Genomic DNA, 25,304 nt, shown 5'->3' on the forward strand with positions numbered 1-25,304 from the left:
TGGCAAATTAACTCATTTTAAATGTTAAGGCTGCAAACTCATGAATACTTAAAGTTTCTGCACGCCTGTTAAAAATTTCATCTTGCAATATAGTAGCATCAAACAAAGATTTTACAGCGTTACGCATGGTTTTTCTTCGTTGATTAAATGCTGTTTTTACCAAAACCATATACGCCCTATCGCTTTTTACTAATAAGGTATCCCCTTTACGCACCAACCTAATTACACCACTCATTACTTTTGGTGGCGGATTAAAACTCTCAGGAGGCACATCAAACAAATATTCAATTTCGTAAAAAGGTTGTAGTAATGCACTCAAAACGCCATAGGTTTTGGAGCCTGGCTTTGCAGCGGCACGTTCTGCTACTTCTTTTTGAAACATGCCTATCACCACGGGCACATCATCTTTCCAATCTAATATTTTAAATAAAATTTGTGTAGAGATGTTGTATGGGAAATTACCAATTACAGTAAAGGTTTCGTTGAATGGTTTGGTGATGGTTAAAAAATCTTCGTGAATAATTTTATCAACCAATACCGGATATTTATTTTTTAAATAAGGTACTTTTTCATCATCAATTTCAACAGCTTTAAATTGTATGTTGTTGATTTGAATTAACGCTTTTGTAAGAGCGCCTGCACCCGGCCCCACTTCTAACAAATTTTGAAATGGGTGTTGCAATAAAGCAGCAACAATTTTTTGAATGATTGCTTCATCTTTTAAAAAATGCTGCCCTAAACTCTTTTTCAACGTATACATGGCGCAAAAGTACAATAAAAAAGCCCCTTCTTTTTCAGAAAGGGGCTTTAAAAAATTACCACTTATTATTTCACTAAAAACTTCAAATTTTCTGCAGCCAACCCATTGGTACTTATTTTTACAAAGTACATACCCGGACTCAAATTTGGCAGGTTGATATCAGTTATATTACCAGCATTTTCAACAGCTTTCAATAATATTTGTTTACCTGTTGCATCATAAACAGCAAATTGAATTGCTTTGCCTAACGCACTTATGGTTTTAATTTGCAACAATGCTTTTACTGGGTTATTTAGTACAGCAAAACCGCCATTATTAAAACCTCCAATTTTTACAATTTTAGAGTATATGGTTACACCACTTGCATTGTTATAGGTAGCCCTATAATAATTATTTGTAAGCAATGGCATTAAATCATTGAAGGCGTATCGTTTTATAGAACCGTTACTATTTTGCAACAGCATTTGGCCAAGTTGTTCAAAATTTACACCATCAGTTGAACGCTGTAAATATACGGGTGCATTAATGGTGTTATCATCTAAAGTGAGTATGGCATCATTAAAAGTATTGTGTTGCCTTACTGCAAAATCAAGTATTTGTAAATCTAACGTTGTAACAATAGACATGCTACCTGTTGACATTGTTCTAGCACTATCATCAAAAGCAAAAGTGGTAGGTGTAAATGAAAGTGTATAAAATAGCTTGTTACCTGCTATAGGAGCCTCAATACCTGCACTAGTACCAGCTTTTGATAAATTACCACCACCCCAATCGTAAAAAACAATGGTAGTATCTTGCGAAGCCAAGGATCCTTTTAAATGTACTACAATTGGATTATTAAAATACGTAACAGGTGATGTTACTGGGTTTTTAGTTTGCGATAAAACAGTTAACCCAATATTTTTATTACCTGTACCAAATAATTGATACCCTATATTATAAACAGCATTACCGGTTCCATAAATGTTATCATTAAAAAATTCAGTTAAATCAACCCCCAAAACATTATTAAAGTGTTGTTTTAAATTATCAGTTGATGCTGATTTAAATTCAAGTGCAGGGTCTGTTTGGTAATTGGTTAATGCTTGAAAAAATTTAGCATCGCCACTCATAGTTCGAAGCATGGATACTACCATAGCACCTCTGTTGTAAATGGTACTTGCATATGTTGAACCTGTACCCCAAATTAAATCAGAGTTTGTAGCGCTTGCTGGTGGTATGTAAGTACTGGTAGTTCTGTTAGCGTTATTAATTGCAACGCCTTTTACACCGTTTCTATCAGCATAAGGCGTATAACCCATACCTGTTACAAGCTCAGCTGCTAACGATTCGCTGTATTTTGCAAAGCCTTCTGCCAGCCATAAATCGCTCCATGTTGAAAAAGATACTTTATCGCCAAACCATTGGTGGGCTAATTCATGAGCCAGTAACCCTAAGCTGTTGAGTGAGTTGGTTGAAATACCAGAAAAGGTTTGGTGTTCCATGCCACCAAATGTGCCCAAGCCTTCATAAAACCCATGTTTCCCTCCTTTTGCAGGGTCAACAAAACCATAATTGCCAAACTTATTACCAAAGGCTTGAACCAGTTCCGTCACCTTATCCATAGAGGCTAAAATAGTATTGTAAATAGCAGTTGTTTTACCAGCAAATAAATAATACACTACAGGCATATTAAAACCATTTACGTTAATAGTGCCTCTATAAAACCTACGATATTTTGCTACACAAACACTCACTAAATAAGTAGCCATTGGGTACCTATTTAAAAACTTAAAGGTTCTATTACGATTTGCTTGTGTGCCTGAAATATCAAACGATGAATCTACCAAAGTACCATTGGTAGCTACCCAAAACGTATCAGTTGCATTGGCTGCTAACGCATTATTGGTGCGGTAAGGAACATTCACAGAAATATCGATGGTATCTGCTTTATCTTGCATATCTGCTTTACAAGGCCACCAATCTCTATCTTCAAACGACTCTGCCAATGTATAAATATAATTACCTGCATTAGGGTCAGTTGTTTTTTGATAACCAATACCACCACCGCCAGCAGTACCATTTTGTGGAACACCACTGTATGATATGGTAACAGAATCTCTTGTACCAATTGTGGCTATTGTAGTGCCTAAGTTTATATTTAAAATATCACCCGTTCTGGTAATATTACCCCCTGGCAAGGCAGCACCTCTAAAAAGCACTTGCGATACGGTTAACAAACTACTCAAATCAAAACTAATAGCGGTAACATTAACTTGTGTTGTTTTAAATTTTATGGTAACCACACCCTTAATACCCTTAGCAGTACTATCAGGATTAATACGCCACCAAATTTGATAATTATCAACATCTATATTAGCACCAGTACCACTTGAGCCCGTAGTACGTGCATACTTATCAATGGTTGTTGATGTAATATGATTGGTACTTTGTTGTGCAAATGCTACTACATAAAAGCATAAAAAAATGATAGTAATGTAAAACTTACGCATAAAAATTTTTCAGGTTAGTTGAAACACTTTGTATTATAAAAATGACAGATATTACAATATTATAATACGACATAGTTTATTTAATATTGTGTAGAACATATAGTAAATTTGTAAAAAAAATAAAATCAGTAAAACTCTAATATTTATAGCAATTACACTAAGTAATACATAAGTATTTTTACTAATTTATACAAAACGATGTACAACGAACAAAAGCCAATAATTGGCATTAGCTGTGGCGATATCAATGGTATAGGACCAGAAATTATTGTAAAAACTTTGGGTGATGCCCGAATACTTGATTTTTGTACGCCTGTTATTTTTGCAAATAATAAAGTGTTGAATTTTTACAGAAAAACATTGGTAGAAAATAATATTACATTCAACATAAGCAAGGAGCTCCATAAGTTGAATATCAAATTGGTAAATATTTACAGCAGTTGGGATGAAGAGGTAGCCATTACGCCAGGCCAACTAAATGAAATAGGTGGTAAATATGCATACATAAGTTTAACCCAAGCAGCTACCGCTTTAAAGGAACATAAAATTGATGGATTGGTGACTGCACCTTTACACAAAAAAAATATTCAAAACGCTGATTTTAATTACACTGGCCATACACCTTATTTAAAACATTTATTTGGCGCAAAAGATGTTGCCATGATGTTAGTGGCAGCAAATATGAGGGTTGCACTATTAACGGAACATGTTGCATTGAAAGATGTTTCGCAATACATTACCAAAGAAAATATTTTAAACAAACTACATATTGTTCACCAATCATTAAAAAAAGATTTTGGTATCAACAAACCAAAAATTGCGGTATTAGGCTTAAACCCTCATGCTGGCGATGAAGGTTTGGTGGGCAAAGAAGAAGTTGAAGTGATACGCCCAGCCATTGCCGAAGCTAATAAAAAAGGCATGCTAAGTTTTGGCCCATATAGTGCCGATGCTTTTTTTGCAAGGGGTAGCCATGAAAAATTTGATGCGGTATTAGCCTTGTACCACGACCAAGGTTTGATACCATTTAAATCGCTAGCCTTTGGTGAAGGTGTTAATTATACAGCTGGTATTGAAGGTGTACGTACCTCACCTGACCACGGCACTGCATTTGATATTGCTGGCAAAGGTATTGCAGATGAAGCTTCTTTTAGAGAGGCATTATTTAGCTGTATTGATATTGTAAATATGCGTAAAGAAATTACACAGCAACATCAAAACCCATTAAAAAGAAGAAGTGCTTTTGTACTACGCAATGCTGTAGATGAAAAAATTACAGAAGATTAATACTACTACTTAAAGTTAGCATCATCAACACCTTTGTTGATGATGTAATTTTTAAAAGTAATTTCTGCACGCCCTTTTTTACCTTTCATTTTTTCTTCTGCAGTTTTAGGAGCAGGTGCTGTGCCATCATCAAAATCAAAAGTGATGCCTTTAGGTAATTTGTAATCTTTTGCATTAAAAGAAAAAATGATTTTATCGGGCAAACCATAAGCAGCATAAGCACCATAAGTCATTTCTAACTCATAAGTACCGTTATCTTTTGTAGTGGTTTTAGCTTTTTTAATGAGGTTATTAACTTCATCTATATAAACCGTACTCAACACCACATCACTATTATCATCTTGTGGTAATAATTTTGCAACCCTTACAACTGTACCATTAATTTTATCAGTACCAGCATCAATAACTATAAATTGGTTAGTGCCGGTTAAGTTGTTGAGGTTAATGCTTACTGCACCTTTGGGTATAAATGAAATACCTTTTTCGCTTTTTACCTTCAGCTTATTGGGCTTTTTAAAATATACACTTACATTTGCAATAGGCACTTTTAAAAATGCCACATTGGTTTTCATTTTACCAGTAGCCACATAATCATTTACTGTTTCAATTTTGGCTTTTGCCTTTTGCAATAACGCATTAATATCTTGTGCTTGCAATTGCAATACCACCAACATCATTCCACACAATATGCCTACTTTTTTCATGTATTAAATTTTAATATTTTCTGTTAAAGGGTTTAGGTTAAAATATCTTTTCTTTTAAAAGCATACCAAGCTGCTCCGAAGAAAATGCCTATATGTGCCAACAAAATATATAAGCTACTGCGAATAGCTGGCCAGTTTTCCATAGTGCCTTTTATAGGTACATTATCATCATCTGTAGCGATGTAAAAAAAACCTTTCCAACCAACAAGGTACGAGGTAAATAACCAAGGCTTAATGGTTTTATCGATAATAGGAACGTTGATGTTAGATACGATGGTGCATACAATTACAATACATACGGTAGCTATTATAGGACCAATAGAGTTTTCAGCAAATACCGATAGCAACAATGCTAAGGCGGCAATTACTGTTAATGCTACTGCAGCATAGCCAAATGCAGCAAAATAGCGCCACATCACATCATCTTTAGTAATTTGTAAAATTTGTGATTCATCGCCCTTTACTCTAAAAATGAGCATATCATCTACCCCAAAAATGAGCATACTTATAAATAACGCCATTACTGCCATAAAAACCAATAAACCAATGGTATAAATTACAGATGCAATAAATTTTACTCCAATAATTTGGCTACGACTGATTGGTTTGGTAAGTATTAACCTGAGTGTACCCATATTTGCTTCGCCACTAATGGCATCGCCGGCTACCAATGCCACTAAAATAGGCACCTGTATAAGCAATGTGTTTAAAATTATGTAACACATAAAATAGCCATTAATAGCTTTTGAACGATCAAGCTCAAATGTATCGCCAGCACTTTGTAGCATTAAGTTCATATAACTTTTACCATCTGCCTTAAAGGCAAACTGAAAAATTAATACAATTGCAGCAATGGCAATAAAGGCAATGTAAGTACGGGGCCTTTTAGATATTTTGTATAACTCAATTTGTAAAAGGCTCCACATGGGTATCGTTGTTGGTTAGTGATAAAAAATAATCTTCTAAAGAGTGACGTGGCTGTACTGATAAAATTTGGCTTTGCAAGTGCGTTAACTGTTGTACCAACTGTGGCACATCGCTACGGTTCATACGAAGCCTTAGCATTTTATTAGTGTGTGTTTCAACTTGAGCAGCCCAGTTGGTTTGTTGCAAGGCAGCTAAAGTAGCAGCACTATCAACACTCGTAATTTCTACTAGGGTGTTAGCAGGGTCGAGCAGTTCGGTAACTTTGCCTTCCACAATTTTTTGTCCTTTATGGATGATGATCATTCGGTTGGCAATAATTTCAATCTCACTTAATAAGTGCGATGAAACAATAACAGTTTTGCCCATTTCTCTACTTAAGCGTAAAATAAGGTTACGCATATCTGCAATACCTTGTGGATCGAGCCCGTTGGTAGGTTCATCTAATATAATGAGTTTAGGTTGGTGTACCAATGCAATGGCAATACCCAAACGCTGCTTCATACCTTGGCTAAAGGTCTTTACAATATCCTTATGGCGTTCATCGAGCCCAACCATAGCCAACTGATCCATTAAAAGCTTTTTGCTCACTTTTATACCGCTCATTTTGGCGAATATGTACAAATTATCATAAGCAGATAAATATTTATACATATCAGGACGTTCAATAATAGCACCTGTTTGACGGAGCATATTGTTGTTATCGTTGGCAATATTTTTTCCAGAAAATACAATTTCACCTGAAGTTGGCTCAATTAATTTGAGCATCATACGTAAAGTAGTAGATTTACCTGCCCCATTTTGGCCTAAAAAGCCATATACATCGCCTTCATTTACGGTAAAAGACAGGTCATTTACGGCAGTAAAACCCTTGAATTGCTTGGTTAATCCCCTCACTTCTATCATTGAACCCATGCTGCAAAATTATCTTAGATAACGATGCAAAAAATATTTTTTTAGAAATTCGTAGAAATACTTGCCGATTTCGAAAATACCTGTATATTTGCATCAGAAGATTAGAAAAAATACTACAAAATTTTACTAACACTTCGGAAAATACGCATTACTCCATCTTTTCTGTGATTAACTATTTACCAATTTTTAAATAGTTCACAATGAAATCAATTATCAGTTTTTTATTTATCATCATCGTATCATTAAATGTGCATGCACATAATATTGATGAAATGAAGATTGGCTCAAACAGTAAAACTGCTTCATTAGAAATAAAAATAAAATCTACTTTATCTAACCACGATGTAGTTATTACTGTTAAAGATGAGCAAGGTAATATTATTACTACCCAAGCTGCAAAAGTTATTACAGGTGAAACAATAATTTCAATTGTTAAACCTAATACCATGAAAGAAGGTATGTACACCGTTGAAATGAAAAGTGGCGATGAAATTAAAACCGCCAAATTCATGATTTGGAATTAAAATATGTTTTACCAATTCATAGCAAGCACTTGTTTCTATGAATTTGCCTCCAGTGCCACCTCCCTAATAGGTGGCACTCTTATTTTACACCACTACGTTTTAGGCAAATAGCTACGTAAAGCAGTTACATACTGCTCAAATGCCGCTACACCCACAGGTGTAATAGCACATAATGTTTGCGGATAATTATTTTTAAACTGTTTATTAATATCTATATAACCAGCCGCTTTTAGTTTATTTAATTGCGTACTCACATTGCCTGCTGTAGCATTGGTTTGCTCTTTAATAAAAGTAAACTCCGCCTCTTTAACACTCATTAAAAGGCTCACAATGGCTAACCGTAGCTGCGAATGTAATATGGGATCAAGGTCTTTAAACATTCGACCTCCTGCTCTTTTGATAACGGTTCCACAAAATAATTCCAGGTATAAACCATGCAAACAAACCACAAGTTGCCATTAAAAAGAAATCAACATAAAAATGGGTAAACATAGATGCTATGCTGGCTACCCAACAATAAATACCTCCATACACCATGGGTTTAAACTTGGTTACTTGTCCTGTTATAAAAGTAGGTATGGCATACAACATCATAAAAATAGCCGCAGCATCGCCAGATACTTTGTGTGAGCCAAAATAAAAAGATGCTATGAAGATGGAAATACCAAAGGCCGTCCATACTGCATTTAAAGTATCCCCTTCATATGAAGTAAAACCTCTTTTTTTACTTTCTCTAATTCCAAAATATATTTGTGGTATTACAGCTACTACGGTAAGTAAGCAAACATCACCCACATTAAAGCCGTAATATAATTCAGCCCAAGACATGAGGCTACAAAAAATAATGATAGCCCCCCACATAATGGAGGCTATCCCTTTGGTAACATAACTTTTTTTAGCCTTGCCAATCATTTCATTAATGAGGCGCAGGCTTTCTACTTCGTTAAACGGTTGTTCGTTGTTCATATTGGTTATTTACATTCAGCTATTAATTTGTTTGTGTAATCGCCACCCCAATTTGGGTGAATGTTTGAAGCCACTTTAAATGCAGCAAATTTTTCAGCAGCTTTTTCTAACTCCGTCATTGCCTTTTTACAACCACCACCATATTGCTCTGGTGTATATTTAAGTGTTTGTCCTTTTAATAAATACGGACGAGGATTTGTAGGATCTTGCTCTTTGGCATTTTTTAATTCCTTTTCACTTAATGCACCATACTCCATAAAACGTTGTTGCGGATTTACCAACATTCGTATGCTGGCAATCATACTTTTTACACAACTAATTTCAGAGTTGTTAGGTTGTAGTGAATCTGCCAATGCTACCCAACGTTGTGCTTTATCTGCCAAAGCATCGTTACCTGTGGCATCTTTTTGCATGTAAGCATAATTTACTTGGCAATAAGCTGCATAATAGTAAGGCAACCACTGATTTTTTTCAGCATTCCCTATACGTTCAAAGTTATTTGCAAGGTTAATTAATGCATCAGGTGTTGCAAAGGCAGCATCAATTTGAGCAATGTTTTTTTGCATAGCCGCTACAAATTTTTCACTTTGTGCATGTACTAGCAAAGTTGCCATTACAATACAAACGGTAGTAATTAGTTTTTTCATTTTCTTTGATTTAGATGTTATTACTGTTATTTTTTAATTTTTCATATTCTTTTTCAATGGCGTTTGATTTTGGAAACATATAAGCTTCGCTAAACTGAAAAGCCAATCCAATTCCCCAACCTATACTAACCCATAAAGGCCAAGGCCAATTGAAACTACCTCTCATAGGCGTATCGGATTCGTTGCCGTAAAACCATAGTGCCCATAAAAATGCGTTAACAATTATATAGCTTAATACGCTACGTTTAAACTTAATGCGTTTTTTAGCTAAACGCCACAGCGCTTCATCTTTTTCATTAATTGGTTGTTGTAAATTGTTCATGTGATATCATTTAAAATTTAAAGATTATTGTTGATGGCATCTTGTGTTCTATCTATTCCAAAACTTAAAAAACAACCTATGTATACAAATCGTTTTGAAGGAGGTAATGATGGCACTTTATTGTTATTAATGGCTGAGAAATTATACCCAAATATTTGGTTTTGACCTAACACATTGCTCACTGAAAGTACCCATACAGAAAATGCCTTCGCATTTGTTTTTCCTAAATTGGGTAAGTAATTTAAACTAAAACTTAAGCTATTATAGTTGATGGTTTTTCCTTGCTCTTTAATAATGTATTTACCTTGGGTATTATCAAAACCAAGGTTATAATAAGGCCTACCCGTTGCAAAATTATAGCTAAGGTTAAAGCCTGTTTTCCATGGTGTAACAAACTTTTTAGTGACCAACGAAGCGGTATGTGTGGCTGCAAAAGAAGGTGTTATACTACCAGGAAAGTTTAAGTAATTTCTTTTTGTATCGAGGTATGAATAAGAAATCCAATAATCAAAATCTTTGATCGTTTTTTTATCTCTCCAAAAAAACTCAATGCCTTTTGCATAGCCGTTTCCGTTATTATTGCTCACTACTTCTCTACCATTATTGTTAAAGGATGTTTTAAACAAATCATCATATTTTTTATAGAACAACTCGGATCTAAAAGTGTAGTTTTTATTACTTAATTGGTATTGTAAAATGTAATGTGATGCTTGTGCAAATTGCAAATTGTTGTTAGTTGCTGGCAAGTACCTACGCTCAGGGTTTTGATAAAATATGCCATAAGCAAATGAAACCTGACTAGCATTTTTTAGCTTATACGCCAATGATGCTCTTGGCGCTAAGTTCCAATGATTCATTAGTGTTGAATGCTCTAACCTAGTGCCAGCTTTTAATGCAAGCTTGTTTGATAAGTACAAATCAGTTTCAGCAAAAGCAGCATTTAAATGATCAGTTACTGTTTCGGTAAAAGTGCTGTTGTTATATAAGGTATAGGCCGATTTTTCTTTACTATAAAAATAATCAGTTCCAAAGCGAATTACATTAATGCCTTTTAAACGTTTATCAAACACAACCCTTGCCTGAGCATAAGTTGCATTGTTAAGTAGATTAAAATTTTTAAACACATAACCACTAGGTGTAGTAAAAATTTGTTTGTTGTTTTGAGCATCTTGCAACTCATTTTCAATAGCATCTCTATTGGTACTAAAGCTTATGGCGGTATTAATTTTCCAACCATTGCCTAAATTTTCTTTCCAACTTATGTTTTGAAATGTATTTAGATTCTCTACTTTAAATGCATTTTTTAAACCAACAGAGTCAATATCAGGGTTACGCAAACCAGTTCTGTTCCAACTACCATAGCCGTAGTACTTTATAAAACCGCCTTTTTTTGTTTTAATTCTAAAATTGCCATCAAATTGATGGTAAAGGGGCTTCTCAAAAAAATCAACTCGTTGTTTTATTACGGCAAACGCCAAGGCTAAATTGGTGTAATTATAAGAAATACCCCAAGCAGCTTTTTTATTTTTAGCCAGTTTTTGAATACCACCGCCAACGCCAATAGCCGAAATACTAAGATCAGCCTCAGTGCGTTCTGGCAAATCCACACTTTCGAGTATTAATGCGGCAGATAATGCTTGCCCGTACAGTGCCGAATAGCCTCCTGTTGAAAAAACGGTGCCTTTAAATAAAAAAGGGTTAAATCGTCCTCTTGTGGCAATTCCGGGCAAACTGCTGTAAAAAAAGTTATTGACTAAACTACCATCAATAAAAATTTTGCTTTCCGTAGCACTCCCACCCCTCACAAACAAACCTTCGGCTTCACCTACTTGCTGGGTACCTGGGAGGGTTTTAAGGGCACCTGTAACATCGCCATTGCTTCCAGCAGTAGTTACAACATCAAGTGAGGTTAATACAGTACCCTTTTTTTTGTCGCTGGCTTCAAATGCACCTGCTGTAATGGTTACTGCGTTAAGTTCTGTTATCAACTCTTTTATAGCAATTTTTTGTATAATAGGTTGTTTTTCAATATTTATGTTGCTAGTGTATGCCGCATAACCTGACAAACTGACACTTAAAATATGTACTCCAGTTTCGGTCGTAGTAAAGCTAAAATTACCCAATGAATCGGTTGTAGTACCATCATATGAATCTACAATAGTAACACTTGCCCCTTTTAATGGTTTGTTTTTTACGTCAGTTAATTTACCTGAAATAACCACCTGAGCTTCTGACAAATGGCTTGCAATTACCAACATAAATACGATCAAAAATTTCATACTTCGTAATTTTCAACAAACGTAAAGTAGTTTACATTATAAACCAAATATTTTATCATGTTTATAATTTAATAACAGTAAAAAAATAATTTAATTGAGATAAATTTAAATATATAACATTGATTTTCAATTATTTAATTAAAAGTAGTCTTTGTAAAAAATATTTAAATTTCACTTTGCGTAAAAAATTAAATTTTTTGTTTTGATGTCATTTTGTAATTTAGCAATAGAATTTAATGGGTTAGTAAGTACAAAGGGCTGTCAGAAATGACGGCCCTTTTACTTTGTAGCAACCAAAATAAACACTCCTTTTTTTGGTGATGATTGCTTCAAAAATTTGTTGCATTTTTTTATGAAATAGTTCAAATAAAACATTGCAAAATTTTTATGATGACCAATTATTTTTCGATGATGAAAATTTTTTTTGATGCTGATTTTTTTGTTCAACATAAATAAATTCATACCCAAAATGACAGTCTTTTTTACACAATATTTTATCTAATTATTTTCCACTATTGTTTTAATAATATTTACAGCATTTCATTTTTTATTTCATCAGTATCATATTTGAGTAAAGCTGCTTGTTGGTAATAAAAAATTATAGAACCCATTAAAATGATTGTATTGATATAACTATTGTAGTAAAAAATATAAATGAAAATCTTCTCCGTAATTTTAACGCATGAGCAAAACTAAATTAGCATTTTTTTGTCAAAACTGTGGTTACGAAAGTGCAAAGTGGACAGGCAAATGTCCCGGCTGTAATGAGTGGAATACATTTGTTGAAGAAGTAATTGTAAAAGGAACTGACAAAGCTGAAAGGCAAGACTGGAAAGAACTTGGTGGCAATAGTAGCGTTAAAACTGTTTTAATAAATGATGTAACAAGTGCTGAAGAAAAACGCATCATCTCTAAAGATATTGAGCTCAACAGAGTGTTAGGTGGTGGTATTGTTGCAGGTAGTATTGTACTTGTTGCAGGCGAACCAGGCATTGGTAAGTCAACATTGTTTTTACAAATAGGTTTACAACTCAACCATGTAAAAACTTTATACATCAGTGGTGAAGAAAGTGAACAACAAATTAAAATGAGGGCCGATAGGTTAGGTGTAAAAAGTGAACAGTTTTTTTTACTTACCGAAACAAATACACAAACCATTTTTAAAGAAATAAAAAAACTACAACCTGAGTTAGTTATTGTTGATTCTATACAAACATTACAATCGCCTTATGTTGAATCATCACCAGGTAGCATCAGCCAAATTAGAGAATGTGCTGCCGAATTACAACGCTACGCAAAAGAAACCAACACACCTGTTTTTTTAATTGGGCACATTACAAAAGATGGCAACATTGCCGGACCAAAAATACTCGAACACATGGTTGATACTGTGCTGCAATTTGAAGGTGATCGCCACTATGCATACCGTATTTTACGTACCCTAAAAAACCGTTTTGGTAGTACTGCTGAATTAGGTATTTATGAAATGACCGGAGCTGGCATGCGACCCGTTACCAACCCTTCAGAAATATTAATTACGCAAAAAGAAGATGAACTAAGTGGCATTGCCATTGCTGCCACTATTGAAGGCATGCGCCCCTTATTACTTGAAACACAAGCACTTGTAACACAAAGCGTATACGGCACGCCACAACGTACCGTAAGTGGTTTTGATTTGCGTAGGCTGCAACTATTGCTAGCCGTTCTCGAAAAAAGAGGTGGCTTTCATTTTGGTGTAAAAGATGTTTTCGTAAATATTGCCGGTGGCATTAAGGTAGAAGACCCAAGTATTGACCTTGCCATAGTGTGTGCTTTGCTTAGTAGTTATGAAGATGTACCGATGCCTACTAAAATTTGTTTTGCAGGCGAAGTAGGTCTTTCTGGCGAAATACGTGCCGTTAACAGAATTGAACAGCGTATTGCCGAGGCTGAAAAACTAGGGTTCGATAAAATCATCGTTTCAAAATACAACGCCAAAGCCTTGGGTAAATTAAAATTTGGGATAGATGTAGTGGCGCTTGGTAAAGTTGAAGAGTTATACCAATACTTATTTTAAGTAACTTAGGGCATCACCCTAAACTAAATAGCATGTTTAAAAACTTGCTTACATCTGTAACCCATTTGTTTTATCCGCATATTTGTAATGGTTGTGGTACAGATGCTTTGAGTAACCAACAACTATTATGCATACAATGCATTAATGATTTGCCCTACACTTATTTTGAACCTGTACCGCAAAACCCTATTGAACATATTTTTACAGGCAGGTTGGCCATTAATGCCGCCACTGCAGGTTTTTATTTTGCAAAAGGCGCTATTATGCAACAACTCATGCACGAGCTAAAATATAAAAGCAATAAAGAAATTGGTATTTACTTAGGTAGCTTGTTGGGTGAACAATTGTTACAAAGCAATCGGTTTAATAACATCGATTATTTAATTCCGCTACCCATGTTTAAAGACAAAGAATACAAAAGAGGTTACAACCAAGCCACTGTTATTTGTGAGGGGTTACAATCAAAAATGAATATCCCCATTTTGCACAACACCGTCATCCGAAGCCATTATACTGAAACGCAAACAAAAAAAAGCCGAACAGCTCGTTGGGATAACGTAAGTGAAAGTTTTAAGGTACAACATCCTGCAACATTAAAAGGCAAACATATTTTGTTGGTAGATGATGTTATTACTACCGGAGCTACTTTAGAAGCCTGCGCCCAAAAAATTTACACAGTTGAAAATGTGCAAATAAGCATTGCCACATTAACTACTGCAAGCAAATAATTTCATTGTAATTTTGTTACAGCAGCTTTATAGCATTTAAAACCATTTCAAATTATGAAGGCATTGTTGAAAAAATTTTCTACTTCACCCATTGCATGGTTGATAATTTTGGTAGTGGCCACCAGCATAACATCTTGCAAAAAAGAAAGTTTTATTACTGATGCTGCTGCACAATTAGGTATATCAAAAGATACCATTCGTTTCGATACTGTTTTTACCAGTGTTGGCTCAATTACACAATCTTTCAAAATTTTTAATAACAATAATCAAAAATTAAAACTCAGTAGCATTCAACTCATGGGTGGTAATAGCAGTGCCTATAAATTAAACGTAAACGGCGTTGCAAGCAATATGGTCAATAATATTGATATAGCTGCAAATGATAGTATTTATGTTTTTGTAACAGTTAACATAAACCCAACCCCAACCAACGTACCATTTATTGTTGCTGATAGCATCGCCATTAATTACAATGGCAATAAACGATTTGTACAACTAGAAGCTTTTGGAAAAAACGCCATCTTCATTCGCAATGGCATCATCAATAGTAACACTACATTTAATAACAATTTGCCTTATGTAATTTTAGGCGGCTTACAAATAAACAATGGCGCTACACTTAGCATTAATGCAGGTACAAAAATTTATTGTCATGCTAACGCTCCTATTATTGTAAACGGCACTTTACTTTGTAACGGAAACTTTTTCAACCCAATAATATTCAGTGGCGACAGGTTAGATGCGCCTTACAATACTTTCCCTGCTGCATGGCCAGGTATCATTTTCAATAGTACGAGTAGTAACAACCAATTTACTTTTACAAATATTAACCAAGCTTATCAGGCGATAGTTACAAACGGACCATCACCTAACAGCAACCCAAAATTAACCCTTCAACAATGTATAATTGACAATGCTTTTGATGCAGGCATACACAGCAACAACAGTAGCATTAATGCCAACAACTGCCTCATTAGCAACTGTGGTAGCAACATAAAAATTGAATTAGGCGGCACGTATAATTTTACACATTGTACCGTTGCATCATATTCAAATAATGTACTGCAACATAAAAAGCCAACCATTTTTCTTTCAAACAGTAACGTTACAGCACAAACCAACAACTTAAATGCAACGCTTCGCAATTGTATTTTTTATGGTGATGCTGGTTTTGTAAACAATGAAATTGAAACTGAAAAAATAGGCAACGCACCGTACAGCATCACTATTGATCATTGTTTGTACCGTGGTGTTGACCCTAGCAACGCTACCATAATTACTTCCATTAAAAACATCGACCCATTATTTGATAGCATTAACAACAACACTCGTTTTTATGATTTCAACATCACAAAAGATGCCAACGCACCGGGCATAAACAAAGGCACCAATACTAGTTTGTTAAAAGATTTAAACGATAAAAACCGCAATGTTGGCTTACCCGATATTGGAGCGTACGAAAAACAATAAACCAACAATCAACAAAAAATATGTACAAAATTTTTATTGCAGTGTTAGCACTTATTAGTTGCCAAGCTGCTCAAAACCAACCCAACCAAACAAACAATATTATGTCAAACACCACCGCAACAATCCACCAATTTTCAGTACCTGCATTAAATGGTAGCACCATCAATTTTGCTGATTTTAAAGGTAAAAAAATATTGATTGTAAACACCGCATCGGAGTGTGGGTATACACCACAATATAAAGAGCTACAACAACTTTATACCCAATACCAACAAAAGCTTGTAATAGTGGGCTTTCCGGCTAATAATTTTGGTGCACAAGAGCCAGGTAGCAACGCAACCATCCAAACCTTCTGCGAAAAAAATTATGGTGTTACATTCCCAATGGCAGCAAAAATTTCTGTAAAAGGCGATGATATGGCACCTATTTACAAATGGCTTACTAGCAAAGCACACAACCAAGTAATGGATGCAAGCATTACCTGGAACTTCAATAAATTTTTATTAGACGAAAACGGTGTATTGCTTCAAAAATTTGATAGTGATGTTACGCCACTCAGCAGTACCATCACCAGTTTGTTATAAAATTAGCAACCCAATTTTTTGCCGATAGTTGCCAACAGTTACGCTACTATCGGCTTCTTTTTTGCAGACCATTTAGCTATGTTGTACATTTGCAACCATGCATTTTAACGACGTAATTGGTCAACAAGCACTCAAGCAGCAACTCACCCACATGATTCAACAAAACAGGTTGAGCCATGCCCTTCTTTTTTTAGGTAAAGAAGGTGTAGGTGCATTGCCTTTGGCCATTGCGTTTGCTCAATATATTTGTTGCGAAAACAATCCACTACAAACCAACAAAAAAAAGGAAGCACCAGCAGCAGCTTCATTATTTGGTGAAGAGCCAGCCATAGCTACCAACACTGATCCAGCATCATTTACGGAGGCATGTGGCATTTGCAGTAGTTGCACCAAAGCAGCACAATTGGTACATCCTGATATTCATTTTTCATACCCAACCGTTACCTTAAAATCTGGCGACAAACCCATATCCACTAACTTCATTACACAGTGGCGCAAGTTTATTGCTGCACAACCTTACGGTAATGTGTACGATTGGCTGCAAGAAATTAATACCGAAAACAAACAAGGTAATATAACGGCTGAAGAATGTAACGACATCATCCGTAAAATGAGCCTCAAAAGCTTTGAAAGCGCTTACAAAATCCTCATTATGTGGATGCCCGAAATGCTCGGCAAAAACGGCAATAAATTATTAAAGCTAATAGAAGAACCTCCACCTGATACTTTATTTATTTTAGTAGCCGAAAACGATGCACTCATACTGCCTACCATTTTAAGTAGAACACAGTTAGTAAAAGTACCGTTGTTACAACCGGCCGATATTCAACAGGCACTTGTAACCCAACAACACTTGCCACTGCATACAGCAAAGCAAATTGCCAGCATTTGCGAAGGCAACTACCATGAGGCATTGCAACAATTGCAACATGCGGATGATAATTGGGAAACCATGCTTAAAGAGTGGCTCAATGCAACGGTGAGGTTTAATGCCGCAGCTCAAGTAAAGTGGATTGATGAAACCGCAAAAATTGGTCGTGAAAAACAAAAACAATTCTTAAAATATTTCACCCACATTTTAGAGCAATCCATTCGTTATAGCGCCAACCCAACATTGTTAAGTGAACATACCAGCGATAGCATCATCAGTTTTGCCCAAAAATTCAACAAAATGTGCGATGCTACACAGCTTGAAGCCATCGCCCAAATGCTAAGCGAAGCGGCCTACTATATTGAGCGTAATGCCAACGCTAAAATGCTCTTTCATGCCCTTACCATAAGGTTATACCATATTATTACCAACAAATCATTAATTTTGATTCAATAGGTAACATCAAGTACAAATTTGTGTTATGTTTTTTGGTAACCAGCAAAGCAGCAGCTATATGCAGCTTCGGTGGCGTCGCACATTTCATCTGTTGTACTACTATTAAGCTTTTTTAAGATAATCATGGTTTAACCCATGTTCATCTTATCAAAAATGTTACCTCAACCTATTACCTAACGATTGATAAATATTTTATACAATGGCTTGTGGAAGTTGCGGTACAGGTGCACCAGGCGGTTGCCAAAGCAAAGGCAGTTGCAGTTCGGGCGCTTGTAACAGAATGAACGTACACGATTGGTTAGCAAACCTCCCCTTTGCTGACCCTGAAAGTAGTTGCCGTATAGTTGAAGTAAGTTTTAACAATGGCAGCCGTAAAGATTATTTTAAAAATACCACCTTACATTATTTTGAAAAAGGCGAAATGATAGCCCTCGAAGGCGTAAACGGCTTTGATGTTGGTATGGTTAACCTTACTGGTGAGTTGGTACGTTTACAACTCAAAAAAAATAACATCGACGAAAAAAGTGCCGATATTAAAAAGATTTTACGCCGTGCTACAGAAGCTGATCTAGCTAAAATGGCCGAAAACAAAGCTCGAGAAGCTGAAGTACTTATTCGTAGCAGGGCTATGGCCCGTCAACTAAAGCTCGAACTTAAAATGGCCGAAGTTGAAATTCAAGCCGATGGTCGTAAAGCAACCTTCTTTTATATTGCTGATGATAGGGTTGATTTTAGAGAGCTCATAAAATTATATGCTAGCGAATTCAAAGTAAAAGTGGAAATGCGCCAAATTGGTGCCCGACAAGAAGCTGGTAAAGTAGGCGGCATTGGCAGTTGTGGCCGTGAGTTGTGTTGTGCTACTTGGCTTACTGATTTTAAAAGTGTAAATACCAATGCAGCCCGTTATCAAAACTTAAGTATCAATCAAACCAAATTAAGCGGACAATGTGGTCGCTTAAAATGTTGCCTCAATTATGAGTTAGATACTTATATGGATGCGTTACAGTTTTTCCCTACTGATGCAGATGTACTTGAAACGGCCAAGGGAAGAGCCTTTTTAGTTAAGAAAGATATTTTCAAAAACCTTATGTGGTATAGCATGGCTGATAGCAGCAAGCATTACCCACTATCTATTGATACAGTAAAAAAAATAAAGGCACAAAACAAAGATGGAATTCGTCCGGAGGAGTTAGAAGTTGCAGAAGTAGTTACCAGTAAACCAAAAGAAGTAGAGCCTGAGTATGCTGATATAGTAGGACAAATTAGTTTACGTAGCCTCGAAAAAACTACCCGTAAACGTAGAGATAAAGAACGTAGCCAACAACAAGGCCCTAGAAATAACAATCAAGGTATGCCACAGCGTAGCAAAAATGCGCAAGGCAATACAAATGCTGAAGCTAGGCTACAACCAAACAATCGTGGCGGTAACAATGCTAACAATGCTAACAATGCTGCACCACGTAACCAACAACAAAATAGAAACCAGCAGCAAAAGCCACCGCTACAACAAGGCAACAAACCGCAACAAGCTGGTGGTCAGCCTCCACGTAACACACAACAAGGGGCACCAAATAAACCAGCTATAAACAGTAATAACAAACAAAACAATGGCCCTAGGCAACGGCCACCACAACAAGGCAATAGGCAAAACATGCCACCGAGAGGTCCACGTAATAACCCACAAGGCCCTGCCGCCCCACCAAGTAATACAACTACATAAATAAAAAATTTACAAATAAAAAAGCTGTCAAAATTTTGACGGCTTTTTTATTTCTCTTCAATGAAAAAATTGCGTGGGTAACCGTACACTTCATCAAACCCTAAAAGAATAAAAAAACTAAAAAATTTATCAAAAAATATAACTTTTATAAAATTAATATGTAATTTCAAAGTACGGATTTACCACCGTATAAAACATAGTTTAATCTGTCATTGCCGCCAATGAAAACTTACCACCCATGTGAGTGAGGGCGACGAAGTCGTACTAAAATTTATAAACGCATGAGTACCTTATCTTCCAATACTGATACCTACATTGCCACAGTTCAACTAAAATCGTTATTTCACAAAAATGAAAATAAAATTGGTATTTTCTTTTCATTCAGTGATACTGTAATTTATAAAGCAGTAAAACAACTCAATTTTTGCAAGTACAGCAAAACATATAAAGCTTGGTTGGCGCCAAAAACAGCAACCAATTATCAACAAATTTGTAATGCATTAAAAACTATTGCTAGTATTCAAATTGATAATATTGAAAAAACAATACCAACAAAAATACCATTAGCTAGTACACAATACACAAATAGTAGGGTTAATACAACCCAAACATTAGCAACAAAATATTCGTTTAAAAATGCTGTAACAGCCATACCTATTTATCGGTTACATGCAGTGCATCAAAAAACTATGAAACAAATGCAACAAACATTGCATTTAAAAAGTTACAGTTTAAGTACACAACGTACATATTTAAACGAATTAGCACAATTTTTACAAACACTTAAAAATGCTGACCCAGCATCACTTTCAACCAATAGGGTTAAAGATTATTTACAATATTGCTATCAAACTTTAAAACTCAGCGAAAATACCATACATAGTAGAATGAACGCTTTAAAATTTTATTATGAACAAGTATTGGGGAGAGAAAAGTTTTTTTATGAAATACCCCGACCAAAAAAGAAAATGCAATTACCCAAGGTAATGGGTGAGTTAGAGCTGGGCCGATTATTTAATGCATTAACCAATAAAAAACACAAAGCTATTTTATTTACAGCTTACAGTGCAGGGTTGAGGGTAAGTGAAGTAGCCGCTTTAAAAATAAAAAATATTGATAGTGATCGTATGCAAATTTTTGTAGAAAATGCAAAAGGTAAAAAAGATAGGTATGTAACGCTTAGTCCAATTTTATTAGATATTTTGAGAGAATACATAAAATCATACAAACCAAAACCGAAGGTATATTTATTTGAATCAGAGTTATCGAAAGAAGCTTACCCTACCAGAACCCTACAACGGATATTTCAGCTTGCCAAAGAAAAAGCAGGAATAAAAAAAGAAATTGGTATACACAGTTTACGACACAGTTTTGCAACACATTTATTAGAAAAAGGAACAGACATCCGTTACATAAAAGATATTCTCGGGCATTTCAACATTAAAACCACTGAAAGATATTTGCATGTAAGTAAAAAAGACTTGGTGAATGTGGTAAGTCCACTCGATGATTTATTTAGAAGAGGCGGAATAGAATGGTAAACAATCATTAATTAAATAAAAAACAAAAACACACAAAATGTATTGCCGCAACTACAATGTAAAATTGCGAATACCAAATCGTTGGTTTTCAATGCAATTATTTTACAAACAAGTTGAGAGAGTAGCGTATATTTAAGTGTTGGCGGCAAGGCTAACGGACAGCCGTACAAACTTCAACAGTCCTGACAAAACAAACTTGCTGCCGTAAACGGAAAACGACAAATGACAGAAATAGTAATAATAGGCATAGTTCTTTTCGTAATATTTTTAATTCGACAGAATTACCTTGAAAACAAGCGACAAGAAGAACTAAAACAAAAGCGACTTCTTCATGAACAAAAAAGACAGCAAGAAGCAGAACGCAAACGTAAACTTGACCTTGCCGCTGCCGAAAAGAAACGCAAAGACGAAGCAGAAAAAAAGAGACTTGACGAGCTCAACAACGAAACAATCACTATTGTTTATGAGAGCGTAAATGAAACAGGAAAGCCAATTGCTATTGCGAAACGAGCTAACAATACTTTTGTTTCTATTGAACGAGAAAATCAACGCTTTGAAATATCGGAGCAAATACGACTTGCAAAGACCACCCTTAACCAATGGAATTGGTATGACGAAGCAACCTACCAAAATGTTTTAGCTGCAAAGCGTAGACAAGACGCTGCTCGTCAACAGCAACAAGAAAGATTAAGACAGCAATCTCAATATTTAGACAGTTTCAGAATTGAATACTTGTTTCATATGACACACAAAAGCAACCTACAAAATATCTTACAAAATGGTTTGCTTTCACATAATCAGGCAAGAAATGGTAGACTAACCCAAGTTGACATAGCCGACAATCAAGTAAATGACAGACGTTCAAGAAATGAACCCATTTACCAAAGAAGTATTCACGATTATGTTCCGCTTTATTTCAATCCCAAAAATCCTATGCTTTACAGACGTGGAAACATTCAAAACGACATCATTATTCTTGCAATAGACAGAATCCTTTTGTACCAACCGAACACGGTTTTTACAAATGGAAATGCAGCAGCAGGTGCAACTTCATTTTATAGCAACCCAGATGATTTAACAAATTTAAATTGGGCTTGTATCAATGCGGATTATTGGAATGACATCGTTGATGGCAAACGCATAAAATGTTCGGAAGTTTTAGTTTATCTGAATGTTCCGACTACTGCTATTAAGAAAATATTTTGCAATAATCAACACACTAAACAATTTGTTGAAAGCAGTTTCACAAATCATCCTGCAATTGACGTAGAGATAAAATCAAATTTGTACTTTAGCGGTTTTGTTCAACAGAATAACAACTATCAAAATACGCAACCACCAACGAACTTTACAAACTATGACCCAATTGACGATTTACCCTTTTAAAGTATGATAACAATTATTAAAGGAAACATTTTTACAACTAAATGTCAAACAATTGTCAATACTGTCAATTGTGTTGGCGTTATGGGTGCAGGTATTGCGTATGAGTGCAGACTTCGTTACCCTGCAATGTACGAACGTTATGTTGAACTTTGCAGAGACAAAAAATTAAACATCGGTATGCTTTGGATTTACAAATCCGAAGATAAATGGATTATGAACTTTCCAACAAAATACCATTGGCGATATGAAAGCAAAATCGAGTATTTAGAAAAAGGATTACAGAAATTTTTAGAAACGTACAAAGACAAAGGAATTACGTCAGCAGCTTTTCCTTTGTTGGGAGCAAGTAATGGCGGTATTCCCGAAGATATTTCAATGGGAATAATGACAAAATATCTTGAGAAATGCGACATAGATATTCAGATTTATCACTTTGACCCTTATGCTTATGATGATTTATACCTTAAATTTAAAAAACTTTGGACTGAAATTCCAGAAAATGAATTGAAAAAGGAATTGAAAGAACTTAAAGAAAAAGAGACTAAACAATTAAAGGCAAAATTGGAAGAACTTACAACGAGCAGAAATGAAAAGTATAAATGGGAAAAAGAAAACATTCAGGAAAAACTAAAAGAAAAAGTTGTTTCAGTTTCAATTCTTAAAAAAGCACTTGACAATGACAGCATCAGAAGTTTGAGTGGACTTTTAAGAGCTAAAGGAGTTGGTGACAAAACTTTAGAAAAAGCATTTCACTTTATCAATAATTACAAAAAGGCAGAGCAAAATTCACTAAACTATGACCAAAAATAAGCCCAGCCGCCAACATCGTATTGGCAATAGTGGGGCTGACAGTTGTAAACTCAACTTTAGTGCTTCTATTGGGCATTTGTGCAAATGTTGGGCTGACGTTTTTGAAATGCCCCACCATCGCCAATACGTAAACCGTTGTGCGATATTTTTAACAACCTTTAATCATTAAAAAAACAATTATGAAAACAAGATTAACAACAGTAGGATTTATTTTATTATCTCTTATCATTTTAAGTTTTCAACTACCATCAAAATTCATTAGTGGGAACGATGAAAAGATTGAAGTCTATTTTGACAATTCCCTAAATTTTAATGATTTAGTAAAAACAAAACTTGAATTATCTCAAAAAGACATCATTTTAAATTATGAATCACTTGAGTTTAATAAAGAAGGGAAATTAACTTTAATTGGATTTAGTGTTAAGAGTGAAGGAAAATATTGTGGAAGTGGAAAAACAGGCGATCTTACAACTAAATATGGATTTATAATTGATAAAAATCCAAAAGCAGATATCTATTTCCAAGTTGGAGTAAGATAATTATAATCAATCTCTATTCTTCAATAATTTGATCATTTAAAATATTTAAACTTTAATCCTGTCAAATTTATAAGTTTTGATAAATTAGAAATATAAATTTAGAAATAACACCGCACAACATAGCTATTGCTGGCATTGGGGCAAGACGGAATAACAATCATCGGCTGTGCAATTCCATGCAGCAGCTCGGGCGGACGGATTTCTCTTGAGCTGTAGTTTTAATCATCAACTTTATTTTATAAATTTAACTTTAGTACCGAGCTGGACGTCGGCAAACCCAACGACCAGCAATACCCACCGTTAGCAGCTATATTTCCGTGATAGTTTATAATTTTTAAATTTGTTGGAAATAATATGCTACTTGTGTTTGGACAACCCTTTAATAAAAACAAATACAGTATTTTGAAATATCGTCAAATCGTTTCTTTTGCTTCTTTAATTGTTTTTTTAGTTTTTGGTTTTTGGACAATTTTCTATCCTTCAATCTTTTCAAAAGGAAAGTCACTTAATGGAGAAGTTGTTATTGTTTGGAAAACTGCCCCTCCTCGGTCGAAATGGATAGTTGAAGTTAGGGAACTTGGAAAGATAAGAACAATCAATTATCCTTTTTTAAATGATGTAGTTACTATTCATAAAGGAGATTCCCTTCGGAAAGAACAAGGTTCTGATGAATTTTTATTAAAACGAGTAGATACGGACAATTGGATTTCCATAGGACAAAAAGGAACTCTCGAAAACTAATATTTTAAATTTGGAGATGTTTGCTTCTATTTATAGTTTTCTGAACAAAAATTTATTTTAAAATTGACAATTTAAATCAACCAATCTATCACAAAAGACAAGGTCTACTTATAAAACTTTTTTTGCACAGACACGAATTTATAAATTCAAAATTCTTATCAAACTTGATTAATAAATTTTATGCAAGTGATAACTTATTTTTCCTGCTGTAGACCTTTTTGCTTTTGACAAGAAACCAAAAAATAGATTTGCGTGAAAGATAATACAGCTGCTAACAAAGCTATTGCTGTCATTGGGGCTGGACGGAACAACAATCATCAACTCTACAAATCCCAGCAGCGGTTCGGGCGGAAGGATTTCTGTTGAGCATCAGTTCTAATCATCAACTTAATTTTATAAATTAAACTTCAGCACCGGGCAGGACGTCGGCAAACCCAACGACCAGCAATACCCGGCCGTTAGCTGCTAGCTTATTGGACACACTTCACACTTTGACAAAATGATAGTAGAAAATGTTTTAGACTATGGGACTTTAATTACAACTTATAACGAATTAATTAAGATTGGACATTTAGAATTGGC

Annotated in this window: 23 protein-coding genes; 13 read left to right on the forward strand and 10 right to left on the reverse strand. The window is 35.0% G+C overall.

Annotated elements, in window-relative coordinates; translation table 11 throughout:
• Window positions 1-7: 7 nt before the first annotated feature.
• Both rsmA and ACFOWM_RS06995 read right to left on the reverse strand, forming a co-directional pair.
• Window positions 8-760 carry a 16S rRNA (adenine(1518)-N(6)/adenine(1519)-N(6))-dimethyltransferase RsmA gene (gene rsmA / locus ACFOWM_RS06990; RefSeq protein WP_379708205.1) on the reverse strand — a complete coding sequence of 251 codons (753 nt, stop codon included), beginning with the start codon at window positions 758-760 and terminating at the stop codon, window positions 8-10.
• A gap of 65 nt (window positions 761-825) precedes the next feature.
• A complete protein-coding gene (locus ACFOWM_RS06995; RefSeq protein WP_379708207.1) occupies window positions 826-3,252 on the reverse strand; it encodes a M1 family aminopeptidase in 2,427 nt (808 codons plus the stop codon).
• 198 nt (window positions 3,253-3,450) lie between these two features.
• On the opposite strand from ACFOWM_RS06995, the gene pdxA reads away from it, so the two are divergent.
• On the forward strand, window positions 3,451-4,539 hold the full coding sequence (gene pdxA / locus ACFOWM_RS07000) for a 4-hydroxythreonine-4-phosphate dehydrogenase PdxA (RefSeq protein ID WP_379708209.1): 1,089 nt from the start codon (window positions 3,451-3,453) through the stop codon (window positions 4,537-4,539).
• Window positions 4,540-4,544: 5 nt separating this feature from the next.
• Here the strand turns inward: pdxA and ACFOWM_RS07005 are convergent, their stop codons facing one another.
• The 3 genes from ACFOWM_RS07005 to ACFOWM_RS07015 are packed head-to-tail and all read right to left on the reverse strand — an operon-like array spanning window position 4,545 to window position 7,082.
• Window positions 4,545-5,243 carry a LolA family protein gene (locus ACFOWM_RS07005; protein ID WP_379708211.1) on the reverse strand — a complete coding sequence of 233 codons (699 nt, stop codon included), beginning with the start codon at window positions 5,241-5,243 and terminating at the stop codon, window positions 4,545-4,547.
• 32 nt (window positions 5,244-5,275) lie between these two features.
• The gene (locus ACFOWM_RS07010) at window positions 5,276-6,169 is read right to left on the reverse strand and encodes an ABC transporter permease subunit (RefSeq protein WP_379708213.1); all 894 of its coding nucleotides are present in this window, start codon (window positions 6,167-6,169) and stop codon (window positions 5,276-5,278) included.
• The gene (locus ACFOWM_RS07015) at window positions 6,147-7,082 is read right to left on the reverse strand and encodes an ABC transporter ATP-binding protein (protein ID WP_379708215.1); all 936 of its coding nucleotides are present in this window, start codon (window positions 7,080-7,082) and stop codon (window positions 6,147-6,149) included. The genes ACFOWM_RS07010 and ACFOWM_RS07015 overlap by 23 nt, the downstream gene beginning before the upstream one ends.
• Window positions 7,083-7,282: 200 nt before the next feature.
• Here ACFOWM_RS07015 and ACFOWM_RS07020 point away from each other — a divergent pair, with 200 nt between their 5' ends.
• Window positions 7,283-7,606: a hypothetical protein gene (locus tag ACFOWM_RS07020; RefSeq protein WP_379708217.1), complete on the forward strand. Its 324-nt coding sequence runs from the start codon at window positions 7,283-7,285 to the stop codon at window positions 7,604-7,606.
• A gap of 92 nt (window positions 7,607-7,698) precedes the next feature.
• Here ACFOWM_RS07020 and ACFOWM_RS07025 read toward each other — a convergent pair whose 3' ends face one another.
• The 5 genes from ACFOWM_RS07025 to ACFOWM_RS07045 are packed head-to-tail and all read right to left on the reverse strand — an operon-like array spanning window position 7,699 to window position 11,820.
• On the reverse strand, window positions 7,699-7,986 hold the full coding sequence (locus ACFOWM_RS07025) for a winged helix-turn-helix domain-containing protein (RefSeq protein WP_379708219.1): 288 nt from the start codon (window positions 7,984-7,986) through the stop codon (window positions 7,699-7,701).
• Window positions 7,979-8,572, reverse strand: coding sequence for a hypothetical protein (locus ACFOWM_RS07030; protein ID WP_379708221.1), 594 nt, complete (start codon window positions 8,570-8,572; stop codon window positions 7,979-7,981). The genes ACFOWM_RS07025 and ACFOWM_RS07030 overlap by 8 nt, the downstream gene beginning before the upstream one ends.
• 5 nt (window positions 8,573-8,577) lie before the next feature.
• Window positions 8,578-9,219, reverse strand: coding sequence for a hypothetical protein (locus ACFOWM_RS07035; protein ID WP_379708223.1), 642 nt, complete (start codon window positions 9,217-9,219; stop codon window positions 8,578-8,580).
• A 10-nt stretch (window positions 9,220-9,229) separates the two neighbouring features.
• Window positions 9,230-9,541, reverse strand: a complete 312-nt coding sequence (locus tag ACFOWM_RS07040) for a 2TM domain-containing protein (protein ID WP_379708225.1) — start codon at window positions 9,539-9,541, stop codon at window positions 9,230-9,232.
• A 17-nt stretch (window positions 9,542-9,558) separates the two neighbouring features.
• Complete coding sequence (locus ACFOWM_RS07045; RefSeq protein WP_379708227.1) at window positions 9,559-11,820, reverse strand: TonB-dependent receptor; 2,262 nt, start codon at window positions 11,818-11,820, stop codon at window positions 9,559-9,561.
• 682 nt (window positions 11,821-12,502) lie between these two features.
• Between ACFOWM_RS07045 and radA the strand changes: the two genes are divergently transcribed.
• From radA to ACFOWM_RS07100, 11 genes are all read left to right on the forward strand, one after another.
• On the forward strand, window positions 12,503-13,876 hold the full coding sequence (gene radA, locus ACFOWM_RS07050) for a DNA repair protein RadA (protein WP_379708229.1): 1,374 nt from the start codon (window positions 12,503-12,505) through the stop codon (window positions 13,874-13,876).
• A gap of 32 nt (window positions 13,877-13,908) precedes the next feature.
• A complete protein-coding gene (locus ACFOWM_RS07055; RefSeq protein ID WP_379708231.1) occupies window positions 13,909-14,604 on the forward strand; it encodes a ComF family protein in 696 nt (231 codons plus the stop codon).
• Window positions 14,605-14,658: 54 nt separating this feature from the next.
• Complete coding sequence (locus ACFOWM_RS07060) at window positions 14,659-16,074, forward strand: hypothetical protein (RefSeq protein ID WP_379708233.1); 1,416 nt, start codon at window positions 14,659-14,661, stop codon at window positions 16,072-16,074.
• A 20-nt stretch (window positions 16,075-16,094) separates the two neighbouring features.
• Window positions 16,095-16,658 carry a glutathione peroxidase gene (locus tag ACFOWM_RS07065; RefSeq protein ID WP_379708235.1) on the forward strand — a complete coding sequence of 188 codons (564 nt, stop codon included), beginning with the start codon at window positions 16,095-16,097 and terminating at the stop codon, window positions 16,656-16,658.
• 97 nt (window positions 16,659-16,755) lie between these two features.
• Window positions 16,756-17,985, forward strand: a complete 1,230-nt coding sequence (locus tag ACFOWM_RS07070) for a DNA polymerase III subunit (protein WP_379708237.1) — start codon at window positions 16,756-16,758, stop codon at window positions 17,983-17,985.
• A 199-nt stretch (window positions 17,986-18,184) separates the two neighbouring features.
• Window positions 18,185-19,705, forward strand: coding sequence for a regulatory iron-sulfur-containing complex subunit RicT (gene ricT, locus ACFOWM_RS07075; RefSeq protein WP_379708239.1), 1,521 nt, complete (start codon window positions 18,185-18,187; stop codon window positions 19,703-19,705).
• A 281-nt stretch (window positions 19,706-19,986) separates the two neighbouring features.
• On the forward strand, window positions 19,987-21,246 hold the full coding sequence (locus tag ACFOWM_RS07080; protein WP_379708241.1) for a tyrosine-type recombinase/integrase: 1,260 nt from the start codon (window positions 19,987-19,989) through the stop codon (window positions 21,244-21,246).
• A 222-nt stretch (window positions 21,247-21,468) separates the two neighbouring features.
• Window positions 21,469-22,632, forward strand: coding sequence for a type II toxin-antitoxin system toxin DNA ADP-ribosyl transferase DarT (darT, locus tag ACFOWM_RS07085; RefSeq protein ID WP_379708243.1), 1,164 nt, complete (start codon window positions 21,469-21,471; stop codon window positions 22,630-22,632).
• Window positions 22,633-22,635: 3 nt separating this feature from the next.
• Complete coding sequence (locus ACFOWM_RS07090; RefSeq protein ID WP_379708245.1) at window positions 22,636-23,442, forward strand: macro domain-containing protein; 807 nt, start codon at window positions 22,636-22,638, stop codon at window positions 23,440-23,442.
• Window positions 23,443-23,621: 179 nt separating this feature from the next.
• Window positions 23,622-23,981: a hypothetical protein gene (locus ACFOWM_RS07095; RefSeq protein ID WP_379708247.1), complete on the forward strand. Its 360-nt coding sequence runs from the start codon at window positions 23,622-23,624 to the stop codon at window positions 23,979-23,981.
• Window positions 23,982-24,383: 402 nt separating this feature from the next.
• On the forward strand, window positions 24,384-24,722 hold the full coding sequence (locus tag ACFOWM_RS07100) for a hypothetical protein (RefSeq protein WP_379708249.1): 339 nt from the start codon (window positions 24,384-24,386) through the stop codon (window positions 24,720-24,722).
• Window positions 24,723-25,304 lie beyond the last annotated feature (582 nt).

The organism is Ferruginibacter yonginensis (assembly GCF_042651465.1).
Classification (GTDB): Bacteria; Bacteroidota; Bacteroidia; order Chitinophagales; family Chitinophagaceae; genus Ferruginibacter; species Ferruginibacter yonginensis.